Origin of the sequence: Vibrio furnissii CIP 102972 (assembly GCF_000176175.1) — a bacterium.
GTDB classification, from domain to species: domain Bacteria; phylum Pseudomonadota; class Gammaproteobacteria; order Enterobacterales; family Vibrionaceae; genus Vibrio; species Vibrio furnissii.
Map to the genome: position 1 here is coordinate 20,560 of NZ_ACZP01000009.1, position 21,482 is coordinate 42,041.

The 21,482-nt window shown below is 50.5% G+C and carries 18 protein-coding genes and 2 tRNA genes; 12 read left to right on the forward strand and 8 right to left on the reverse strand.

The window, feature by feature from the left end; genetic code table 11:
• Nucleotides 1–38 precede the first annotated feature (38 nt).
• The 5 genes from VFA_RS01395 to VFA_RS01415 all read left to right on the forward strand — a co-directional run bounded on the left by VFA_RS01395 (nucleotide 39) and on the right by VFA_RS01415 (nucleotide 5,309).
• Complete coding sequence (locus VFA_RS01395) at nucleotides 39–863, forward strand: shikimate dehydrogenase family protein (protein WP_004724179.1); 825 nt, start codon at nucleotides 39–41, stop codon at nucleotides 861–863.
• Between the two features lie 32 nt (nucleotides 864–895).
• The gene (locus VFA_RS01400; RefSeq protein WP_004724180.1) at nucleotides 896–2,737 is read left to right on the forward strand and encodes a bifunctional sugar phosphate isomerase/epimerase/4-hydroxyphenylpyruvate dioxygenase family protein; all 1,842 of its coding nucleotides are present in this window, start codon (nucleotides 896–898) and stop codon (nucleotides 2,735–2,737) included.
• Nucleotides 2,738–2,868: 131 nt separating this feature from the next.
• Nucleotides 2,869–3,822 (forward strand): AEC family transporter, encoded by a 954-nt coding sequence (locus tag VFA_RS01405; protein ID WP_004724181.1) that lies wholly within the window; start codon nucleotides 2,869–2,871, stop codon nucleotides 3,820–3,822.
• 80 nt (nucleotides 3,823–3,902) lie between these two features.
• Entirely contained in the window at nucleotides 3,903–4,823 is a 921-nt protein-coding gene (locus tag VFA_RS01410) for a histone deacetylase family protein (protein ID WP_004724182.1), read from the forward strand.
• A 3-nt stretch (nucleotides 4,824–4,826) separates the two neighbouring features.
• Complete coding sequence (locus VFA_RS01415; protein WP_004724183.1) at nucleotides 4,827–5,309, forward strand: NUDIX domain-containing protein; 483 nt, start codon at nucleotides 4,827–4,829, stop codon at nucleotides 5,307–5,309.
• 32 nt (nucleotides 5,310–5,341) lie between these two features.
• On the opposite strand, the gene VFA_RS01420 is transcribed toward VFA_RS01415, so the two are convergent.
• Nucleotides 5,342–6,535: an amino acid aminotransferase gene (locus VFA_RS01420; RefSeq protein ID WP_004724184.1), complete on the reverse strand. Its 1,194-nt coding sequence runs from the start codon at nucleotides 6,533–6,535 to the stop codon at nucleotides 5,342–5,344.
• Nucleotides 6,536–6,900: 365 nt separating this feature from the next.
• On the opposite strand from VFA_RS01420, the gene VFA_RS01425 reads away from it, so the two are divergent.
• On the forward strand, nucleotides 6,901–7,959 hold the full coding sequence (locus tag VFA_RS01425) for an HlyD family secretion protein (RefSeq protein WP_038150664.1): 1,059 nt from the start codon (nucleotides 6,901–6,903) through the stop codon (nucleotides 7,957–7,959).
• Nucleotides 7,949–8,959, forward strand: a complete 1,011-nt coding sequence (locus tag VFA_RS01430) for a DUF2955 domain-containing protein (protein WP_004724186.1) — start codon at nucleotides 7,949–7,951, stop codon at nucleotides 8,957–8,959. Before VFA_RS01425 ends, VFA_RS01430 begins: the two co-directional genes overlap by 11 nt.
• 110 nt (nucleotides 8,960–9,069) lie before the next feature.
• Here the strand turns inward: VFA_RS01430 and VFA_RS01435 are convergent.
• Nucleotides 9,070–9,160: transfer RNA gene (locus tag VFA_RS01435), tRNA-Ser, on the reverse strand.
• A gap of 270 nt (nucleotides 9,161–9,430) precedes the next feature.
• On the opposite strand from VFA_RS01435, the gene VFA_RS01440 reads away from it, so the two are divergent.
• Both VFA_RS01440 and yidZ read left to right on the forward strand, forming a co-directional pair.
• Complete coding sequence (locus VFA_RS01440) at nucleotides 9,431–10,630, forward strand: MFS transporter (protein ID WP_004724187.1); 1,200 nt, start codon at nucleotides 9,431–9,433, stop codon at nucleotides 10,628–10,630.
• Complete coding sequence (gene yidZ, locus VFA_RS01445) at nucleotides 10,605–11,567, forward strand: HTH-type transcriptional regulator YidZ (protein ID WP_004724188.1); 963 nt, start codon at nucleotides 10,605–10,607, stop codon at nucleotides 11,565–11,567. The genes VFA_RS01440 and yidZ overlap by 26 nt, the downstream gene beginning before the upstream one ends.
• Nucleotides 11,568–11,665: 98 nt before the next feature.
• On the opposite strand, the gene VFA_RS01450 is transcribed toward yidZ, so the two are convergent.
• The 3 genes from VFA_RS01450 to VFA_RS01460 form a co-directional block, all read right to left on the reverse strand.
• Nucleotides 11,666–11,742 (reverse strand) — tRNA-Pro (locus VFA_RS01450).
• Between the two features lie 63 nt (nucleotides 11,743–11,805).
• Nucleotides 11,806–13,611 carry a DUF3413 domain-containing protein gene (locus tag VFA_RS01455; RefSeq protein WP_004724189.1) on the reverse strand — a complete coding sequence of 602 codons (1,806 nt, stop codon included), beginning with the start codon at nucleotides 13,609–13,611 and terminating at the stop codon, nucleotides 11,806–11,808.
• Nucleotides 13,612–13,645: 34 nt separating this feature from the next.
• Nucleotides 13,646–13,861 (reverse strand): YejL family protein, encoded by a 216-nt coding sequence (locus VFA_RS01460; RefSeq protein ID WP_004724190.1) that lies wholly within the window; start codon nucleotides 13,859–13,861, stop codon nucleotides 13,646–13,648.
• 84 nt (nucleotides 13,862–13,945) lie between these two features.
• Here VFA_RS01460 and yejK point away from each other — a divergent pair, with 84 nt between their 5' ends.
• Both yejK and VFA_RS01470 read left to right on the forward strand, forming a co-directional pair.
• The gene (yejK, locus tag VFA_RS01465; RefSeq protein WP_004724191.1) at nucleotides 13,946–14,947 is read left to right on the forward strand and encodes a nucleoid-associated protein YejK; all 1,002 of its coding nucleotides are present in this window, start codon (nucleotides 13,946–13,948) and stop codon (nucleotides 14,945–14,947) included.
• A gap of 115 nt (nucleotides 14,948–15,062) precedes the next feature.
• Nucleotides 15,063–16,304, forward strand: coding sequence for an Hpt domain-containing protein (locus VFA_RS01470; RefSeq protein ID WP_232281677.1), 1,242 nt, complete (start codon nucleotides 15,063–15,065; stop codon nucleotides 16,302–16,304).
• 117 nt (nucleotides 16,305–16,421) lie between these two features.
• On the opposite strand, the gene nhaC is transcribed toward VFA_RS01470, so the two are convergent.
• On the reverse strand, nucleotides 16,422–17,861 hold the full coding sequence (gene nhaC, locus VFA_RS01475) for a Na+/H+ antiporter NhaC (RefSeq protein ID WP_004724193.1): 1,440 nt from the start codon (nucleotides 17,859–17,861) through the stop codon (nucleotides 16,422–16,424).
• A 433-nt stretch (nucleotides 17,862–18,294) separates the two neighbouring features.
• Here nhaC and asd point away from each other — a divergent pair, with 433 nt between their 5' ends.
• Complete coding sequence (asd, locus tag VFA_RS01480) at nucleotides 18,295–19,410, forward strand: aspartate-semialdehyde dehydrogenase (RefSeq protein WP_038150668.1); 1,116 nt, start codon at nucleotides 18,295–18,297, stop codon at nucleotides 19,408–19,410.
• 54 nt (nucleotides 19,411–19,464) lie between these two features.
• On the opposite strand, the gene VFA_RS01485 is transcribed toward asd, so the two are convergent.
• Together VFA_RS01485 and VFA_RS01490 are read right to left on the reverse strand one after the other, a co-directional pair.
• Nucleotides 19,465–20,349 (reverse strand): ion transporter, encoded by an 885-nt coding sequence (locus tag VFA_RS01485; RefSeq protein WP_004724195.1) that lies wholly within the window; start codon nucleotides 20,347–20,349, stop codon nucleotides 19,465–19,467.
• Nucleotides 20,350–20,400: 51 nt separating this feature from the next.
• A complete protein-coding gene (locus tag VFA_RS01490) occupies nucleotides 20,401–21,036 on the reverse strand; it encodes a YchE family NAAT transporter (RefSeq protein ID WP_014204666.1) in 636 nt (211 codons plus the stop codon).
• Nucleotides 21,037–21,482 lie beyond the last annotated feature (446 nt).

Consider the following 21,482-nt stretch of genomic DNA (forward strand, 5'->3'; position numbering starts at 1 on the left):
GCGGCCGCGTGTCAGAGAATATCGAAGAGGAATGTCGTATGAAACTTGGACTCATTGGTCAACATATTCAAAAAAGTAAGTCCCCTCAACTGCACGAACTGCTGGGGCAAAAGCTCAATATTAATACCACGTACGAGCTGTTTGACTGCGAACTGGACAATGAACAAGCCCTGTTGGCGCTGCTGAATGAACTGAAACAGCGTGGCTACCGCGGCGTCAATGTGACGCACCCCTATAAAGTGTGGGCGTGGAACATCGTGCAGCGCAAATTCAAAACCAGTGAACGTTTGGGCGCATTAAATACGTTGCTGATCGATGGCGACACGTTGCGTGGCACCAACACCGATTGTAGCGGATTTGTCCGCGCTTATCGTAAAGCGTGCTCAACGCAAAAACCGGGCAAGGTGCTGATGAAAGGTGCCGGTGGCGTGGGGCGCGCGATTGCGTTTGGTTTGGGGCAGCTCGAAGTGGAACATCTGTACATCTATGATGAGCAACCGGCCAGTTTACAGGCACTGTTGAGTGACTTACAGCAGGCGGGAGTACCTTGCAGTGCGATTCACGCGCAAGAACTCACCTCGTGTGCACTGGCTTGTGATGGCTTAGTGAATGCAACGCCGGTGGGGCACTACACCACGCCGGGCGCTGCGTTTACACCTGAGCAAGTTCAGCAGCAACGCTGGGTGTTTGATGCGGTGTATACGCCGGTCAAAACCGAATTTATCGCGCTGGCTCAGCAACAGGACATGAGTGTGATCAGCGGTTTTGAACTCTTTATCCACCAAGGCGTGGATGCCTATGAGCATTTTGCTGATTGCCCGGTCGACAGCGAGACACTGCGCGGTGAAATCAGCGCTGAATAATGCCTTCAGGCTTGCCAAATAAGGATGAAACCATGAAAACAGGAATCGCAACCGTCAGTATCTCCGGCTCGTTGGTGGAAAAGTTGCACGCGGCCGCCAATGCGGGATTTGATGGGGTGGAAATTTTTGAAAATGACCTCACGCAATCGGAATTCACACCACGTCAAGTGCGACAATTGGCGGAAAGTCTCGGGCTTGAAATCATCGCCCTGCAACCGCTGCGCAACTTTGAAGCCATGCCAGAGCCGCTGCGTCAGCAGAACTTCTATCAGGCACGAAAAAAGTTCGAGTTGATGCATGAACTGGGGACCTCGAAGCTGATGATCTGTTCAAACGTTTCACCACACGTGATTGATGATCCGGCGCGTGCGGCGGCGGATTTGCATGAACTGGCTGAACTGGCGCAAAAAGAGCACTTCATGATTGGCTATGAAGCGTTGGCGTGGGGACGCTTCGTGCACGATTACGATCAAGCGTGGGACATCGTCAAGCGAGCAGACCACAGCAACTTAGGGATTCTGCTCGATACGTTCCATATGTACGCGCGCAACAACACGCTCGATACGCTGCGTAACGAAATCACCGCCGACAAAATTGCGTTGGTGCAACTGGCTGATGCCCCAAGTCTGCAAATGGATGTGCTCAACTTCAGCCGCCATTTCCGTTGTTTTCCGGGGCAGGGCGATATGCCGATTCTTGAGTTCATGCAGTGTTTGAAAGAGAAAGGCTATCGCGACTATATTTCGCACGAAATCTTCAATGATGAGTTTCGTGCGTCACAAGCCAGTGAAAAAGCGACTGATGGTATGCGCTCTCTCATTTGGCTCGGTGAACAGCTCAAAGAGCCGGAAGTGCCAGCGCCAACCATTGATAAACTGGCCTTCATTGAATTTGCGATTGAAGGGGAGGATGGGCAGCAACTGGTGGACTTGCTCAAACAGCTCGGTTTTTCGGTCACCCATCGTCACCGCTCTAAACATGTCGATTTAATGCGCCAAGGCAACATCAATTTGGTGCTCAATCATGAGCCAAAGAGTCAGGCACATCAGTACTTTTTGTCGCATGGCGTGTCGGTGTGTGCGATGGGGTTTGGTACCAGCAGTGTGGCGCAGATGATCAAGCGCACCAAGCACTACGGCTGCGCGCGATTTAACAATCAAGCCGGGCCGGGAGAGCTCAATATTCCAGCCATCAAAGGGGTTGGCGATCAACTGATTTACTTTGTCGATAGCCAGTCACAACCAGAGTTTTTTGACGTCGATTTTGTCCCCGTTGATCACGAGTTGTCGGCCACAGAAAACGTGGGTTTAACGACGTTCGATCACGTGGGACAAACGGTACTGGATACCGATATGTTATCGGCCACCTTCTTCTTTAAGGCATTGTTTGGCTTTGATATTGAGCCAAGTCAGGACCTGACCGACGTCAATGGCTTGGTCACCAGTCGCGTGGCCAAAAGCCCTGATGGCACCATCCGGATACCCTTTAACTCTTCGTCAGCGCGCAACTCGGCAGCGCAGCGATTTGTGAATCGCTCGCAAGGTGCGGGCGTACAACAGATTGCGTTCGGTTGTGATGATATTTTTGCGACCGTCAAACAGGTGGACCCTGCGTGTATTTTGCCCATTCCGGCCAACTATTATCGTGATTTGGATGCGCGTTTTCAGCTTGAGGCCGAACTTTTGGCGACGATGCAGGCGTACAATGTGTTGTACGATGAAAATGATGATGGCCATTTTTTCCATTTCTACACCAAAGAGCATTTCGGCGTGTTCTTGGAGGTGGTGCAGCGCGTGAACTATCAGGGCTACGGAGAACCCAATGCGCACATTCGCTTGGCGGCTCAAGCTCGCGAGCAGCAGCGCCACAGTTAATTGTTAAGCTTTCTTCGGGTAATGGGCGATAGAGGGTGATGCCGTACGGTGTCACCCTTTGACGCATTGTGTCGCCAGAATGGCAGGGTTTCACATCATCGATGTGTGTTTGAATCAGTGTAAGGAAGACAGTGTTGAACGTTTTGTCGGTCGTATTTCCCATATTTCTGGTGATTTTTCTCGGGTACCTGTGCGTGCGTCGCGGCTTAGTGTCAGCAACCTCGGTGGGTGAAATGGGGCGCTATGTGATGTATCTCGCGCTGCCTGCGGTGATTGTCAAAACCCTGATTGGTCTGCCCCTCGATGATCTATTTAATCTGCGTTATTTACTCGCCTATCTGCTCACGTCTGCCAGCGTGATGGTGGTGGGGTACTGGCTGCTGAGTAAAACCGGCGCGCAAACCAAACTTGATAGTGCTGTGATGGTGACGGGCATGGTGGTGCCGAACAGTGCGTTTATCGGTTATCCCATCATGTTGCAAATGATGGATTCCCCTCCGGTGAGTGGTTTTGCGATGGCACTGATTATTGAGAACTTGTGCATTTTACCCGCCTGTTTCATCTTGATGGATTATCACGCGATCACCACCCAAACGGGCTTGCGTCAGCGTCTGCTGGGGGTGGCGAAACGTACGGTGAAAAACCCGTTACTGATTGCCATCGTGATCGGGGTGGTGGGGAACGTGTCGTCACTGCCTGTGCCCGATGTGATTCATCAGGCATTGAGCCTGCTAGCGCCGTCGGCCGTTGCAGTTGCGCTGTTCGTGATTGGCGGCTCGTTGGCCTCTGTAGTGGTGAAAGAAACGCGCTGGGCGCCGCTGTCGCTGACCATGGTTGGTAAATTGATCGTGCAACCGCTGATTGCATTGATGTTGATGAGTTGGTTGCTGCCGGGCGAACCGGAACTGACCATGACGCTGGTGGTGATCACCGCAGTGCCGATGCTCAGCATCTACGCCATCATCGGCGAGGTGTATAGCCGGCGAACCTTCTGCGCCACAGCGCAATTGACTACGACGGCGGCTTCTCTGGTGACCATTCCGCTGATGCTGAGTATTGCGCACTGGTGGTTGGCTGCGGCGTAACGCTAACTGGAAAGGGTTGCTGTGATTTTTTTGCTGCAAACTGTTAACATTCGCCTATTCGACATTGAATTGGCACGGCTATGATCCCGCTGATCTACCACTCTATTTATTCGCAATTGCCGCTGCCGCAAGGGCATCGCTATCCGATCAACAAATATCGACTGCTGTACGATGCGCTGATTGAGATGCAGGCGGACGCTGACTGGTTGCGGACGTTTGAGTTTTTCTCGCCTACGGCGCTGACTTGCGATGCGATTAAACAAGTTCACGACAGTGAATATGTGGATGCATTAACATTTGGTACGTTGCCAGCGGCGAAGATGCGCCGTATCGGCTTTCCGTGGAGCGACGCGCTGATTGAGCGCACATTGACGTCTGCGGGCGGCACGTGCTTAACGGCTCAATTGGCGGTGGAACATGGTGTGGCGATTCACCTCAGCGGCGGCTATCACCATGCGCACCGCGATTTTGGCAGCGGCTTTTGTTTGTATAACGATTTGGTGTTGGCTGCGCATCAGGCCTTGCTGTTAGATGGGATAGATAAAGTCTTGATCGTCGACAGCGATGTGCACCATGGCGACGGCACCGCGACGTTATGTGCGGCGCGCGACGACATCATTACGTTGTCGTTTCATTGCGACAAAAACTTTCCGGCGCGTAAGCCCGAATCCGATATCGACATCGCGCTCAGTCGTGACGCGGGCGATGAGGAGTTTCTGAGCCATTTTCAGTCGGTGGTGACGATGGCCGTCAATCTACATCGCCCCGACCTCATTATTTATGATGCTGGCATCGACATTCATCAGGATGACGAACTGGGTTACTTTCATGTGTCCACCGACGCTATTTTTCAGCGCGACTGTTTTATGATGCGTCTTGCCAAGCAACATCAGTTGCCGATGGCGTGCGTGGTCGGTGGTGGCTACCGCAGTGACCATCAAACATTGGTGCCAATTCACATGCAGCTCTTTAAAGCCGCATTTCACGTTCACAAGGAGTAACCCATGGAACATCGCATTCGCGGCGCGGGGCTGTTAATTGAAAACGACGCCATTTTATTGGTGAAAATTCATGATTTTACCGGTGAATATTGGATCCCGCCCGGCGGAGGATTTGAAGCGGGTGACCGTAGCACCAAAGCGTGTGTGCAACGGGAGTTTCTGGAAGAAGCTGGAATTGACGTTGAAGTGGGGGAGCTGATTTGCGTGCGCGAGTTTTTGGAACACAATCCGCAGCGTTATCACGCCGAGTTTTTCTATGCCATCGATAGCTATCGTGGCACGCCGCACATCGACAACCTCAAAGGACTGAATGATGAAGAAGCGATTCAGTCGGTGGCGTGGGTGCCGCTAGATAAGCTGCCAACCATGCGTCTGTACCCGAAAGAGCTACAAGGCCCATTGATTGAACGGGTGCAACAGGGGCGGTTCAGCACGCATCTGGGTAGTTATATTCAAGGGAATGCTGAAGAGGTCAATCATCTCTGATCAGGCGTGCCCGATCAGAGATGTTATCGCGTTTACAGCGCAGCAAATGCGGCGGCGACTTTGTCCACGTTCGCGGCATTTAAGCCCGCCAAACACATACGGCCACTGGCAATCAGATAGATGCCGTGGGTTTCGCGCAGCGTATCGACTTGCGCTGTACTAAAGCCTGTGTAGCTGAACATGCCTTTTTGTTTGATCAGGAAGCTGAAATCTTGCTCCGGGCGCAGTTGCTTCAGTTTGTCGTGCAATGCTTCACGCATGGTCAGAATGCGGCTGCGCATGTCATCCACTTCATTTAGCCATTGCGCTTTGAGTGCGTCGCTGCACAGCACGCCAGAGACCACCGTCGCGCCATATTTCGCTGGGCTGGAGTAGTTACGGCGCACAGTTGCTTTCAATTGTCCCAGCACGCGTGACGCTTCTTCAGCATTGTCACACACCACAGACAACCCCCCGACACGTTCGCCGTAGAGTGAGAAAATCTTTGAGAACGAGTTGGAGACAAAACTCACCACGCCGTCTTCATGGGCAATCTTTCGAATCACATACGCATCGTCGGCCATGCTTTCGCCGTAACCCTGATAAGCCATATCAAAGAACGGGATCAACTGTTGCTGCTTGATGACGTCAATCACTTCATCCCATTGCGCAGGAGTCAGATCTACGCCCGTTGGGTTATGGCAGCACGGGTGCAGCAGCACGATGTCTTGGGCAGGCAGTTGGCGCAGCGCGGCAATCATGCCCTCGAAATCGAGCATTTTGGTTTGTGGGTTGAAGTAAGGGTAAGTGCCGACGTTGAAACCGGCCCCGGCGAAAATTGCGTTGTGGTTCTCCCACGTTGGGTTGCTGACCCATACTTTTGATTGCGGAAAGTAGTGATGGAGAAAATCTGCGCCAATCATCAGGGCGCCCGAGCCGCCTAAAGTCTGAATGGTGGCCACACGCTGGGTTTCCAGTGCCGGATGGTGATCGCCAAATACCAGCGATTGCACGGCAGCGCGATAAGGTGCCAGACCTTCCATGGGCAGATACACGCACGGTTGTTTCTCTGCTTGAGCCAGTTGTTCCTGCGAGGCAGCGACGGAGTCGAGCGTGGGAATCTTGCCGTTTTCATCGTAATACAGGCCGATGCTCAGATTGACTTTGTCTGCGCGGCTGTCTGCCATGAATTTTTCCATCAGCGAGAGGATAGGGTCTCCGGCGTAGGCAGTAACGTGGTTGAGCACTGTATTTTCTCCTTGTTGTGATAGGCCAGGTTGGGCGGTGTGCGGCAGCTTGAGCTTTTTGGGTATCGCACAGAGTTCACCGTTCCCGTCGGCCGAATGAATGCGGCGACGACTGACAATGACACCAACATGATTGTGGCGTCAACTGGCAATGTGCACGTTGGGCATTTTCTCTGTGGTATCTGCGTAGATGCTTGGGGTGGGGCAGTACGCGTCAGGTATCGGAACGGGTGGCTTATATCCATCTGAATAATATGAAGTCACAAACAAATACGAAATGAAGAACGCTCTATACTGATGAGATTCACCGCGGTTGCTTGAAACGGCCGACGGCAATGCATTCATGGAATTGAGAGAAGTCACACATGTCGAAAACGGAACAGTCCTCGAGAAAGTTAAGTGTCATCATCATCGTGATTGTGTTCGCGATTTGGATGTACAGCCTGTGGTCAGACAGGGTGACCCCGATGACCAGCATTGCCCGCGTTCATTCGTATTTGGTGCGTGTTGCGCCCGAAGTGTCCGGCAATATCGTTGAGGTCAAAATCAAGAACAACCAAGTGGTGCGAGCGGGCGATGTGATGTTCAGGGTCGATGCCAGAAATTATGAACTCGCGGTGCGTTCCGCTCAGGCGAATTTGGAACTGGCCGGGCAGAATATCGGGGCCAGCACCGCTGCGGTCGAAGTGGCACAAGCCAAAGTGACTGATGCCTTAGCGGCGAGAAATAATGCCAGAGAGCAGGCTGCTCGCGTGTCCGAACTGGCGACCAAAGGGGTGTTGAGCCAGTCAGAGTTGGATAATGCGGTGGAAGCTCGCTCGCGTGCTCAGGCGGCACTCAATGCGGCTGAAGCCTCATTGCAACAAGCGAAACAGAATTTAGGGCCGAAAGGTAACAACAACCCACAAATTCTGGCCGCGATGGTGAGCTTGGAAAAAGCGCAGCTTGATTTGCAAAAGACCTCGGTGAGTGCTCCGTCGGATGGCATTGTCACCAACGTTCAACTGACCGTGGGCCAGCCTGCGAATGTGGGCACGCCGATGCTAACGTTTATCGATCCGAGGGAAATTTGGATCTCGGCGCTCGTCAGAGAAAACTCGTTGGAACACATTCAGCCGGGTCAGCGGGTGAAAATCGTGCTCGATTCTATGCCCGGACGCGTGCTGAATGGCAAGGTTTACAGCCTTGGCTGGGGGACGGGCGATAGCAATAACGTCGATTCAACCACAGGGTTTATTCGCGCCGATACCACATCGCTCAACGCGCAACGTTATCCGGTTAACATCGTGTTTGATGAAATCCCACATAACATCCGTTATGGCTCACAAGCGACGGTGGCGTTCTACACGGAACAAAGTGGGCTGGGCGAGTTTCTGGCTGGCCTTTGGATGAGAATTGTCAGTGTGTGGACTTATGTTTCGTAGCTGCGTTAATCCCATCGTCAAGATTGTCTTTGCGCCGATCCTGTTGCTGTTCTATTTGAAGGTGACGGTGCACCCTTTGCCCATTCTGGCACCGATGTTTGTGGTGATTCTGCTGACGACGATACCATCTAAACCACCAATGAGTTTGGTGGTTCAACTGGTTGTTGTGCTGCTTTTGATGAGCTTCGGAATGGTGTTTGTGGTGCAAATGTTTGCGGGATCGCCCACGGGGTTTGCACTGGTGTGTTGGAGCATCTTCACGTGGAGTTATCATCGCAGCCATCACAATCCACAAGACATCATCTCGAACTTGGCGTTAATTGTGCTCATCATCGCGACGGTGGTGAGTAAGCAGATGCATTTCCCGATTGCGGGCTTGCCGCTCATCATCTTTCAGGCGTTTGCGTTGGCGCTTGTTGTCACCTTCGTTATGCACATATTGTTGCCGGGGGATCTGCAGGACATCAAACGGGATGAACCTGCACAAGGGATTGAAAGTCATCTCCGCGTCGCGATGTTAAAGGCGACTGCAATGTGTTTGGTGTTGGTGGCGTTGATTGGGATTGGCAGTTCGCAGACGATGCTGATCGCGATTACTGTCAGCAGTATGCTCAAGTTACCACTGATTGATCACCAGAAGGATTATGTCTACCAGCGGCTAATCACCACGGCAACCGGGATTTTGTTTACTATCCCGACCATGTTGCTGTGTGGCTTTGGCGCACCCGAGTGGGTGGTGATGGGCGTGTCATTATTCTTGGGTATTCAACTTGCCTGTTATGCCATTCGCCGTGATGCGCATGCTGCGATTTATCAGTTGCTTCTGACTAACTTTGTTGTGCTGACTTATCAAGCCATCAAAAATGTGGGTCTCGATTCGTTCTCGTCCGGCATCATGCGCTTGGCGTCGATTAGCATTGCCATTTTTATCGGCGCGCTCATTTTAAGGCTTATCAGGCCTCGCCAGCACAGCATCAAGGGGAACAACGTGGCATCGTGAAACAACGATTCAAGTTCGGTTCATTAAGGCAGGCCAAGGGATACAAAGGCGCACAATGCGAAGTGCAGAAATGAAAAAAGCCGCTGATTTCTCAGCGGCTTCTTCGAATGTGGCGGAGAGATAGGGATTTGAACCCTAGGATAGCTATTAACCATCGCCGGTTTTCAAGACCGGTGCTTTCAACCACTCAGCCATCTCTCCGTTGTTGGAGCGCATATTATCGACCTCACGAAATCTTGTAAAGCCCCAATTGAACTGTTTGCTGATTTTATGCGCGTTTAAACGCAAAAAGTTGTTCTGAGTAGAGTTTTTAGGTGTTTTCAGCGCTTGAAGCATGTGTCGTGCAACGTGCTACGGCGGGTTGAGCGCCGCGAGGGAATGTCGCCAAGGGACATTGCTGTTGTCGCCGTTGTCACTCGCCAGCGTTGCGGTGCTGACCTACCATCCTCATCATTCATGGGTGAGGTGTTTATGCTGCGTTATCTGCTTTGTAGTTTCTTATTGGTTCTGTTGTATCCGACGGCCATCGATTTGTATTTGGTGGGGTTGCCCCAAATCTCCAGCGACTTAGGCGCGAGCGAATCGCAGCTTCATGTCGCGTTTTCGCTCTACCTTGCTGGCATGGCTGCAACCATGTTGATTGCAGGGAAACTCGCAGACACGGTGGGGCGAAAACCAGTGGCGGTGGCAGGCGCGCTCATTTTTGTTGTGGCTTCCTTGTTGGGCGGTGCGGCGGAACAAATCACGATGTTCTTGATGGCGAGATTTGTACAAGGCATCGGCGCTGGTTTTTGCTACGTGGTGGCGTTTGCGATTTTACGGGACACGCTGGATGATGCGCGCCGCGCGAAAGTGCTGTCGATGATCAATGGCGTCACCTGTGTCATACCGGTGATTGCGCCTGTGGTGGGCTATCTGATTATGTTGTTCTTCCCTTGGAATACGCTGTTTGTGGCCATGGCGGGCATGGGCGCGGTGGTTGGCGTGATGTCGCTGGTGGCGTTGAAAGAAACCAAACCTCAAGCGCGAACGGCGACCTCATCCGATTCGCTGGTTTCATTGCATATTGAGGAACGGTTATGGCAACGCTTTTTTGTCAGTCGCGTGGTGATGACGTCGTTGATGTGCACCGCCATTTTGACTTACGTGAATGTCTCGCCAATGTTGATCATGACCGAGATGGGCTACGACCGAGGCGGATACTCGCTGGTCATGGCGTTGACGGCGTTAGTCAGCATGGTGACGTCATTTTCAACCCCGATTGCGCTCACCTATTTTCGTGAACGCACCTTATTGATGACATCGCAACTGCTGTTTGCTCTGTCGGCCGTCACGCTTGTGACGGTGACGATTCTGGAGGTGAGTTCGTCGTGGTATTTACTTGGTTTTGGGCTGATTTGTGCGGCTTTCTCTGTTGGCTTTGGCGTGGCCATGAATCAAGCACTCAGCCCATTTTCTTTTCGTGCCGGTATCGCCAGTTCTGTGATTGGCGTGAGCCAGGTGTGTTTGTCGGCCGCGTACATCTGGATCGCGGGGCTGTTAGGCCTCAGCGCCCAGAATATTCTGATTGTGAGTTTAGGGTTATGTAGTGTGGTGTGCGCTGCGTTACTATTCTCGATCCCCAAACCTGCTCAATGTGCGCCGTATGAAGAAATCCATTACTCGTCTTGACCTGAACCTGTTGATGACGCTCCGACTGATTTTGCAAGAGGGCAGTGTCTCGAAAGCGGCGAAGATCCTCAATGTCACGCCGTCGACGGTCAGCAAATCGCTCAACAAATTACGCGATTGGTTTGATGACCCGCTATTTGTGAAAACGCAACGTGGTTTGGTGCCAACACCGATGGTGCAAAGTATGGAGCCAGACCTTTTGGAATGGCTGCAAATTGGCCAGCAAATTTTGGATACACGCAGTGATGAATCGGCCAAGGGCATAAACTTTCATCTGATGGTGGAATCCCCGTTGCTGCTGACGATGCTCAATAACCTCTTACCCAAAATCCACAGTCGTTATCCCGATGCTAAAGTGAAAACCAGCAACTGGGACTATGATGCATTGGACGCCATCATTCGTGGTGACGCCGATTTAGGGTTTACGGGCAGGGAGAGTCATCCTCGCTCGAAAGAGTCGCTGGATTTATTGCCTTATTTTATCGATTTCGAGGTAATTTTCTCAGACCTGCCGGTGGTGTACTTGCGTGCGGATCATCCCGCGTTGCAGGGGCCGTGGGATCTGGATCAGTTTCTGTCGTTTCCTCACATCAGTACGCTGTGGGAAAAAAGTGAAATGTGGGCGCTGGATGAAGTGTTGTGCGATCTCGGGCGTCAACGGGAGATTGCGCTCACCACGTCAAGCTTTGAACAGTCGTTGTTTATGGCTGCGCAACCGAATCATCACCTCATCACCACGGCACCGAACTATTGCCAGCGTTATACCGCGTTGATGCATCCAGATTTGATCTGTTTGCCGATTCCGTTAGCGCGCCATCATCAAGACAAACTCTTGATTCCGTACACAATGATTTGGCATAAACGCAATACCCGCAACGCCAAAGTGATGTGGCTGCGCGAGACGATAAAGTCGTTATATGGCGATACGCAGGTGTGATGGACGCGAAGGGGCGTGCCCTATTGCCGATAGGAAATGGCAGATAGGAAATTGCGGATAGAAAAAAAGAGAGCCGAAGCTCTCTTTTTTTAGGTGTATGGTCGGACTGAGAGGATTTGAACCTCCGACCCCCGACACCCCATGACGGTGCGCTACCAAGCTGCGCTACAGTCCGATGGGGTTAATCTAAACATTTTCATGCAGTGCGTCAACTAGGAAACAGTGATAAATCGCTGATTTAATTATCCTTTGAGTAAAAACGCTGCAATTCCGTCAACCCTTGCATCAAAATCGGCAATGTTGGGTTGGCATCTTTCAATCGTTGGTAATTGTCATCAAACAATTTGAAGTTGCCGAACTTGTCGATCACGGTGGTTTCTTGGTCAGTGATCAGGGCCAATTCACGGGAATCGCCGGCCAGAATCCACTTCCGTTTGTTCTCGTTAAATAGGTTACGACCGCTACTGAAATCACTCGGGTTTGAGGACACACCCAGCAGATCTTGCAGCAAGGTGACGCTTAAATCGAGATGACTGGAGCGATGGTTAAAGGTCGCAGCAATTTTGCCCGGCCAACGAATCACCATCGGAACTTGGAGCTGATAACGGCTGTAGTTGCTGTTCGCGCCCCAGCTGTTGGTCTTCGTTTCATTAAATTCAGTGCCGTGATTGGAGGTTACAATCACCACAGTGTTGTCCATCAAATCGAGTTCTTGCAACTTGGTCAACAGCAGCCCCAGTTCGCGATCCGCAACGGTGACTGAATGGTGGTAGTTGTTGCGCAGCTTATCCGTTGCTGAACCTTGGGTGTTGCTATCGGCATAATTGCTGAAGTTGTCGACCGTGGTTAGCTCAAGGAAGCTAAACCATGGGGCGCTGCTTTTATCGCTGACCCAATTGGCCCAGCGTTGAATGGTTTGCTCATCGGCAGAGGTATCGGGATCAAACGGCGCTTTAGAGAGCGGCAGGCCACGGAAAATGGTTTCCTGATACAGGCTGTCATTGAAATTGTCGCCGCTGAATAGGCCAAACTGATATGACTGTGATTTAAGTACATCCATCAGTACCGGCGCAGTGCCTTGTACGGTGATGCTGCTGGCATAACTGCTTGGTAAGCCATAAAACAGGCCAAACATACCAAATGCATCGTTGCTTGAGCTGTAATGGTTGGTGAAGTTGAGGTTGCTGGCGGCGAATTGCGCCATGTTTGGCATCATCTCTTTGGTCAGCACATCGGCGCGTAGGTTGTCGACACTCACCACCAGAATATTGAGGTTATTCGCACGACGACCGAACTGGATTTTCTCCAGCGGGTAGCTCACCAAATCCACATTACTGCGGCTCTTCTCTTCCAAACGTTTAAGGTATTCCTCACGATCCAACAGGCCATGTTTCTCCATGAAAGACTTCGCGGTCATCGGGTAGGAGAGTGGGAAGTTCGATTTTTGGCTGGTGACTGGCGCGTAGAGGTAAGCATCCGACCACACATAGATCAGATGGCTGGCGATAAAGCTAACGAAAAACACCGCGGCCATTGGGCGACCGATACGCTTGTGAGACAGTTTACGTTGTTTGCGCCACACCCATTCAGACAAACCCAGTTGCAGCAAAAAGATCAGCGGCAGAACCACAAACAGATGTTGTAGGTCGGTGCTGACGTTGCTGTCGTCACTAAAGAGGAGTTCCCACACCACAGGAGTGAGGTGGAGGTTAATGGTCTGATAGGTTTGCGTATCAATCAGTAAGACGGTGAGGCCGAATGTGGCGAAACAGACGGCAACAAACCGAAATAACGTTCGCGACGGTATCAGGAACGTGAGGGGAAATAGAATTAAAAGGTAGAGGGCGAAAACCAGAAAGCCGAAATGACCCACCCAAGAAAGCGTCAAATAAAATTGGCCTAAGAAGGTGTCCGGCCACGGCGACTGAGCAATGTAACGTGTGCCAATCAGCATGGCTGCAATGATGTTGAAGAAGGCAAACCAGTGCCCCCAACCGACCAGACGAGATACACGTTCGCCGTATGTGTTTCCGCTATCTACCATGTATTTTTCTATTTATCCGGTGTTAAGTATGAAATTAATTTTGCAACGAAGACATTAACGCTTGCGCAAACTTCTCTGCAATCGCTTTTCGCTGTGCTGCGGCCACGTTCTGGTTCAACACGTTGGTTGCCACGTTGCCGGCAATCATCAGGGTAAGCTCTGGAGAAGCATCATGTTTATCAAGAACGGCAGCGATTTCAGTCAGGATAGTTTCAACTTTTTCGTCGCTGTATTTCGATGTAATTGGCATAAAGACTCTAATGATGATAGTAAAAGCGGCTTATGATAACCTACTATGCCTTACAACTGAAACCAGTACGATGAATATTTCACTATGAGTTTGCACCTTTCCAATGTCATTTTGCATCAACTGCGCAAAAACGATAATGACGAGTTGATGGTTAACTACCGCGCTCAGTCTCTTGACAATGATACCTCAACCGAGAACCTCGTGGCCGAGTTGCATCGCGTTTTCAATGCGAAAGCGGGCAAAGGTTTCGGTTCGTTTAAGTCTGACAGTGATTTTCAAACATGGTTACATGAATTGCGTAAAGGGGAACGTAACTTTTACGACTTTTCGCAAGTGAGTGCGCAACGCCTGAAAGATGAGTTGGCGAAGTATCCCTTTGCCGACGAAGGCATTCTGGTGATGGCAGAGTACCAATCACTGGCGACTGATTATCTGTTTATTGGCATTTTGCCGATGAACCAAAGCTTGAAAGTGACGGAAGGTCTCGACATCAGCGCGACCGACTACCTCGACATTAATAAGATGGACATTGCGGCGCGCATTGATCTGTCGAGCTATGAGACCGATCGTGATTCAAACCGTTACCTGTCTTACATCAAAGGCCGTGTGGGCCGTAAAGTGGCTGACTTCTTCCTTGATTTTCTGCAAGCAGACATCGGTTTGGATCCAAAACAGCAAAACCAACTGCTGATGCAGGCCGTGGAAGATTTCTGTACCGATTCAAAACTCGAAAAAGACGAAGCGATCAGCTACAAGAAGCAGGTTTACGAGTACTGCAACGAGCAAATCAAAGCGGGTGAAGAAGTCCAAGTTCAAGAGCTTTCAGGGGAGTTGCCTGCAAGCACCGACGGCACTAGCTTCTTTGATTTCACTCGTGAACACGGATATGAGTTGGAAGAGAGCTTCCCGGGCGACCGCAGCACGGTGCGCAAACTGACTAAGTATGTGGGCGCCGGTGGCGGCCTGAACATCAGCTTTGACAGCCTGCTGATGGGGGAGCGCGTATTCTACGATCCAGAAACTGACACGCTGACCATTAAAGGCACCCCGCCTAACTTGCGCGATCAACTGACCCGCAAACAATAATGACATGAGAGCGCTACGGCGCTCTTTTTTGTATGCTTTTTCGCCGCTGTCACGACAGGTGATGTATTTCAGTATATGCTTGTATTGAATCACAAATACAGTGCAGAGAGCAGGGATGAGCGCAAACCGAATCAGTGGATGGCTAAAAAACAGGTTGGATCTTGCGGTGATTGTCGTGTGGGGCGTCGTCATGTTGGCGGTGCTGTTGCAATACCGCGCGCTAGAAGTGACCAGTCGCAATCTGAATGAACTTGAAAATAGTGTAGATGGTTTGCGTAATACCCTCTACTTTCAGTCGCCATACCGAACCACACGTGCCAATGATCTGGCGCTCAATATTCAAGTGATTTACTCATTGCGGTTGCAGCTTGAAGCCGATTCAGATTCCAATTGGTTTCAGCCCGACTTAACGCAAACGTTATATGTGACAGATCGCTTTATCGAGCAGACGCGAAGTTTTCTTGCCGTTGAATTGTCGATTAACGAGTTAGTCGAGCAGTTGCAGGCGTTGCGAGAACGCTATGCACACCAACCCGACGTGCAGGCCGATTACCTCAAAATTGGCGCTTTCGTCTTGCAAGCGCTGTACACCGAAGGCGCGCGCAGCCCTGAACTCTACCGCACCTTTGATGCCTTGCTGAAACAATCCGAATCCTTGCCTAAGGAAGCCAAAGACAATTTGCAACGCACGCTGGCTCGCGTTTCTACCTTGCTGAGTCACTATGCGGAAGGCGACAATTTGGTCGATAAACTGCTGCGTCATCGCGTGCACAACGAGATCATGTCGGCCAACACGCAATATGAAGAACGCTTTAAAACGCTGACGATCCTGAGCATGCTCAGTAGCGCTGTCGCCATGCTGTTGCTGGTGATTTTGGCGATGCGCCGTGAAAAATGGCACGCCAAATTGCAAGCTGTTCCCGTGGCTGAACCTGCGCTGGTGATGGCGGAAAGCGCCGTGCCGGTGGTTACCCCCATCAACCCGACGTTTGAACCAGAGGTGGTCATTGAAGAGGGTTCGGCCATCAACATCCAGCGCATGCTCTCTTCATTGAACGACGATTACAACTCGGTTCACATGCTATTGGAGGTGTTCATCGAAGATCATCGCAACGATGATGAGGGGTTGCGCCAGTTGTTAAGGACGGATTCGGAAGCGGCATTGCGTAAAGCGCACAGCTTGAAAGGGGTGGCGGGAAATTTGGGCGCCGATGGATTGCGTGATGTGGCGTTGGCGATTGAGATGAAACTGAAACACGGCTCGCAACCGACGGAATCGGATCTACAGAAGTTGAGTGCTCATCTGAAGCAGACCATTGAAAGTGCGCGTTACTTTCTGAACAAGCGGGCGAGTTAACGGCTTCCAACGCATTTGGGTTTTCGAGATGCGCCGCTTTTCGACATGTATCGGATAGCGAGAAACAAACAGAGCGCGAAATTCGCGCTCTGTTTTTATTGCATCAGTTGGTACGGATTAAGCCGATTGTTTTTGCAATGCCAGCGCCGCTTCCTCTTCCAACGTGGCCTCTGCAGTTGGTTCGCATTTATCGACAAACCAACCCATATAAGAGGTGAAAATGGTCACGATGATACACACGAAGCTGAGCCACATGAACGGCGCGTAGGAGAGGGTTGCCACGCCAAGAATACTCGCCATGTAAATGCCGTTGTCACTCCAAGGCACCATGCCGGAGGTGAGCGTGCCACCAAACTCGGCGTTACGAGATAAGTTTTTACGTTTGTAACCCAGACGGTCGTAGTTCTTCGCACAGATTTTTGGGGTCAGGATCAGGGACACGTACATCGCAGAACCAAACACGTTCCCCATAAATGCCGTACCGATGGTGCTGGTTGCCAGTGAGCCTGGGCTTGTGACGCGGCGTTCGAACAGTTTCGCGATGGTTTCCAGCACGCCCACTTTATCCAGCAGACCACCAAAACCAAGACCGAATACGATGACCGCCACTGAACCCAGCATCGACGACATACCACCACGGTTTAGAATCGCATCAATGAAATCCACGCCAGATTCAATGTGGAATGGTGCCCATGCCGTGTTGAATGCTTGCAGGAAGTCGACGTCCTGAATCATCACCGCCCAAACGATACCCAGCAGCGAACCGAAGCTGATCACCGGGAAAGATGGCATACGCATGGCCAGCAAGCCCAACACAATCAGGACAGGAATAAATGAGTATGGCGTAATGTAGAACTGCGTTTCCATCGCGTTAATCACCGACTGAACCTGTGACATGTCGACGTTGCCTGCGTAGTGGAAACCAAACAGCGTAAACATGATACCGGTGATGATGTAGCTGATCAGAGCAATCGGCAGCATGCCTTTGATGTGTTCCATGACTTCAACGTTCGACATGGACGAGGCCAGAATCACAGAGTCTGACAGGGGCGACATTTTGTCACCAAAGTAACAGCCAGACAGAACCGCACCCGCCGTAATTGGCGCAGGAACGCCAAGGCCTTGGCCGATCCCCATCATCGCAATACCGGCGGTACCCGCAGCACCCCAAGAGGTACCGGTAGCCAGCGCAGTCAGAGAACAGATCACCATGGTCGCCAGCAAGAAGATAGAAGGGTGGATCGCTTGCAGACCGTAGTAAATGATCGTCGGCACAATCCCGCCGGAAATCCAGGTTCCGACCAACGCACCCACGGCTAAAAGTATTAAAACTGCACCTAAACCGTTAGAAATGCCGCTAAGTGCCGCTTTTTCTAGTTCTTGGTATTTGTGACCAAGGCGGACACCTAATACAAAAATAATGAACCAGCCAATGTATAAGGCCAGCTGAATCGGTAGATCGAACTTAGCAGTAAACGAAAAAGCCAATAGTAAAAACAGACCGAGCGATACAATAACTTGTACCAAGCTGGGCAAGCGTTTGGGGGCTTGAGTCATTCTAAGAACCTCTTATCGGGTTATCGGGTAGTTGTGCTAAGGAGGGGAAAACATCCTTATCAGTTGCGCGGAACTGTACATGAGTTGGAATAATATATCGACATTAAACTCAATTGGTGTGATTTGTGTCGTTATGGTGGTTAATTGGTAGGTTTAAATGTTGTATTTGAGCAAACAATTTGAAACAAAAAGATTTGTAATGTGAAAAATGCGTGTAACAAAGTGTAAGTAGTTAAGTGAAGATTTGATTACCAAAGGCTGAAGAATTAACAAATTTAACGCTTTTAGCAGTTTGCCGGCGAAATCGTTGTGTATCGCGGTGCGACGAAAGAAAAACTTACGACTTTTCTGAATAAAGGCTTGAGATTTTATCCTGAACCACTTATAGATGATGGATTGAATTTTTAACTGGAATACACGGAGAGTTAGTGCGATGAGAGTAGGTTTAGTGGGTTGGCGCGGTATGGTTGGTTCTGTACTGATGCAGCGAATGGTTGAAGAGCGTGATTTTGACCTGATCGATCCTGTTTTCTACAGTACGTCACAAATTGGTATCCCTGCGCCAAACTTTGGTAAGGAAGCTGGTCTACTGCAAGACGCGTTTGATATTGATAGCCTGAAACAGCTGGATGCGGTGATCACGTGTCAAGGCGGCAGCTACACTGAAAAGGTGTACCCAGCGCTGCGTCAAGCTGGCTGGAAAGGCTACTGGATTGATGCGGCCTCCACACTTCGCATGGACAAAGACTCCATCATTACTCTGGATCCAGTCAACTTGGCGCAAATCCAACAAGGCATTCACGGTGGCACCAATACATTTGTTGGCGGCAACTGTACCGTGAGCTTGATGTTGATGGGCCTCGGCGGTCTGTTTGAACGCGGCCTAGTTGAATGGATGAGCGCCATGACTTACCAAGCTGCTTCCGGTGCGGGCGCGCAAAACATGCGGGAACTGATTTCGCAAATGGGCGTGATCAACGATGCGGTGAGCTCTGAGCTGGCCAATCCGTCAAGCTCCATTCTGGACATCGACCAGAAAGTGGCAGAAACCATGCGCTCATCGAGCTTCCCAACCGACCAGTTTGGCGTTCCGCTAGCCGGGTCTTTGATTCCTTGGATCGACGTGAAACGCGACAACGGTCAAAGCAAAGAAGAGTGGAAAGCCGGCGTGGAAGCGAACAAGATCCTAGGTTCACAAAACTCGCCTGTGCCAATCGACGGAACATGTGTCCGTATTGGTGCGATGCGTTGTCACTCTCAAGCGCTGACCATTAAGCTGAAACAAAATGTGCCGCTTGATGAAATCGAAGAGATGATTGCAACGCACAACGATTGGGTGAAAGTGATTCCGAACGAGCGTGACATTACCGCGCGTGAACTGAGCCCTGCGAAAGTGACGGGCACTTTGTCCGTGCCAGTCGGCCGTTTGCGTAAAATGTCGATGGGTGATGACTTCCTCAACGCATTCACCGTGGGTGACCAACTGTTGTGGGGCGCGGCGGAGCCACTGCGTCGTACACTGCGCATCATCCTTGCTGAAAAGCAATAAATCCCGCTCTGCTCTAACGTATATCTAACGTATAAAAATAATAATGAAGCGCCTTTACGGCGCTTTATTTTCTTCTAATTCTTCTAACGTTTCGAGCCCATTGACGACCGGTACCACCCGTTTATCCGGCTCTGCCAATTCACTGCCGCAATGTTTGCAATACATCGCATCGGCTTCATGACCGGCTTGTGAGCAGTTGGGGCATTTCACCAGCGAGCGGTGGGAGTTCATCTCTTGGTTGAGTTCGGCGGTAATGATCCCGGTCGGTACCGCCAGAATCGAATAACCCAGCAGCATAGTCAGTGATGCCACCGCTTTGCCCAGTGCCGTTTGAGGTGCAACGTCGCCATAACCGACCGTTGTGATGGTGACGATGGCCCAGTAAATACTTTGCGGAATGCTGGTAAAGCCGTTTTCTGGCCCTTCAATGACATACACCAACGAACCAAAGATCGTCACCAAAACCGCCACAGTACTGAAGAAAATCAGTACCTTTCGGCGCGCGGCAAGTAGCGAGCGCATCAATATGTTGGAATCTTGCAGGTAGCGCACCAGCTTTAGAATTCGAAAAATACGCATGACGCGCAGCAAACGAATGGCACCCATAAACGTTGCAGACGGAAACAGCAGCGCAAAGTAAGTGGGTAAGATCGCCAGCAAATCAATCACACCGTAGAAGCTTTTGGCATACGCAGTCGGTTTGGGTGAGCAGTAGAGGCGCAGTAAGTATTCGATGGTAAACAGCGCCGTGAAAAAATATTCGATGTAACGAATTTCAGTTTTCCATACTGCGGAAATATCGGGAATGGAATCGAGAATGAGTGCGACGATGGACGTGAGAATCGCGGCAATCAGCGTGATATCGAAAATTCGACCGCCTCGCGTGTAAGTCCCAAAAATAATGACATAAAGATGATGTTTAAGCGTCTTGTTGGACATGATATTGCAACCAGTTTCATTAGTTGCAATATCATAACGTCTCGTTTGCGATTACGCTAACCCTGGAAACAGGCTACGCAAACCATTGGTGATAAATTCGATGCCCAATGCACCCAGAATCAGACCCATGATACGGGTGATCACGTTGATGCCCGTCTGCCCGAGCAAACGCACAATATATGGCGCAGAGCGAAACAGCAGCCACGAAGCAACGCTGAATACCACAATCGTTAGGATGATGCCGGCTGTGTCGATCATCGCAGGGTAACGTGACCCATAGACAATGGTCGAACTGATGGCACCTGGCCCCGCCATCAGCGGCATCGCCAAAGGCACCACGCCGATTTGTTCACGGCTGATGTATTCCGATTTTTCCTGTTTATTCTGTTTATCTTCACCCAGCTTACCGCTCATCATGGAGAAGGCGATGCTCAGTAGCAATAAACCACCGGCGACGCGAAACGAGTCGAGCGAAATGCTGAACATATCCAGCAACATCTGACCGCCCAACAGCGCCGTAATCAAAATGACGGCCACGGCAATGTTGGCTGTACGTGCGATTTTGTTTTTTTCTTCCGGTGTCATGTGACCGGTGAGTGAAACAAACACCGGCATGATGCCCACTGGGTTCACAGCGGCAACCAGTCCTAAAAAAAACTGTAGAAAAATAGCAAACTCAAAATGCATTAAACGGTCTCTTGGCGATCATGGGATTGAAATGAAGCAAGCGTAATGTAAGTCAAAGATAGCAAAAGGACGAATGAAAAAAAGTATCGCTTTTTTGGTTCTATGATTTAAAAAAACTAATCATGGGCAAATGTTGCAATCAACATGTTTCACTATTGTGCTTATTGCGTATGTCTTCCGCTGACTTTGTTAACATCAGCACATTTTTTGTAAAAAAAGCGCGTGGCGGTGGTGGGGGAAGTGGCGCAAGATATACTCTTAGTAGCACATTAAACGGCGGTTACACGTAGTGTTGTTGTTTATAAATGAAACTTTTTTACAAAGTGTTGTAGTTTTTTTAGTTTTACTTGTTCGTTGATGTGTTTTTTGTCATCGAAAAAATGGTTTTTATTTGTGTTGTTATTCAGTTGCTTAGGTGCTTTTTGTGTTGGCTTATACCCCTAGAG

What these genes read in the sequence shown, in the direction of transcription:
- VFA_RS01395 (WP_004724179.1), top strand. Translation starts at nt 39, where the DNA reads ATGAAACTTGGACTCATTGGTCAACATATTCAAAAAAGTAAGTCCCCT.
- VFA_RS01400 (WP_004724180.1), top strand. Translation starts at nt 896, where the DNA reads ATGAAAACAGGAATCGCAACCGTCAGTATCTCCGGCTCGTTGGTGGAA.
- VFA_RS01410 (WP_004724182.1), top strand. Translation starts at nt 3,903, where the DNA reads ATGATCCCGCTGATCTACCACTCTATTTATTCGCAATTGCCGCTGCCG.
- VFA_RS01415 (WP_004724183.1), top strand. Translation starts at nt 4,827, where the DNA reads ATGGAACATCGCATTCGCGGCGCGGGGCTGTTAATTGAAAACGACGCC.
- VFA_RS01425 (WP_038150664.1), top strand. Translation starts at nt 6,901, where the DNA reads ATGTCGAAAACGGAACAGTCCTCGAGAAAGTTAAGTGTCATCATCATC.
- VFA_RS01430 (WP_004724186.1), top strand. Translation starts at nt 7,949, where the DNA reads ATGTTTCGTAGCTGCGTTAATCCCATCGTCAAGATTGTCTTTGCGCCG.
- VFA_RS01440 (WP_004724187.1), top strand. Translation starts at nt 9,431, where the DNA reads ATGCTGCGTTATCTGCTTTGTAGTTTCTTATTGGTTCTGTTGTATCCG.
- yidZ (WP_004724188.1), top strand. Translation starts at nt 10,605, where the DNA reads ATGAAGAAATCCATTACTCGTCTTGACCTGAACCTGTTGATGACGCTC.
- VFA_RS01455 (WP_004724189.1), bottom strand. Translation starts at nt 13,611, where the DNA reads ATGGTAGATAGCGGAAACACATACGGCGAACGTGTATCTCGTCTGGTC.
- VFA_RS01460 (WP_004724190.1), bottom strand. Translation starts at nt 13,861, where the DNA reads ATGCCAATTACATCGAAATACAGCGACGAAAAAGTTGAAACTATCCTG.
- yejK (WP_004724191.1), top strand. Translation starts at nt 13,946, where the DNA reads ATGAGTTTGCACCTTTCCAATGTCATTTTGCATCAACTGCGCAAAAAC.
- VFA_RS01470 (WP_232281677.1), top strand. Translation starts at nt 15,063, where the DNA reads ATGAGCGCAAACCGAATCAGTGGATGGCTAAAAAACAGGTTGGATCTT.
- nhaC (WP_004724193.1), bottom strand. Translation starts at nt 17,861, where the DNA reads ATGACTCAAGCCCCCAAACGCTTGCCCAGCTTGGTACAAGTTATTGTA.
- asd (WP_038150668.1), top strand. Translation starts at nt 18,295, where the DNA reads ATGAGAGTAGGTTTAGTGGGTTGGCGCGGTATGGTTGGTTCTGTACTG.
- VFA_RS01485 (WP_004724195.1), bottom strand. Translation starts at nt 20,349, where the DNA reads ATGTCCAACAAGACGCTTAAACATCATCTTTATGTCATTATTTTTGGG.
- VFA_RS01490 (WP_014204666.1), bottom strand. Translation starts at nt 21,036, where the DNA reads ATGCATTTTGAGTTTGCTATTTTTCTACAGTTTTTTTTAGGACTGGTT.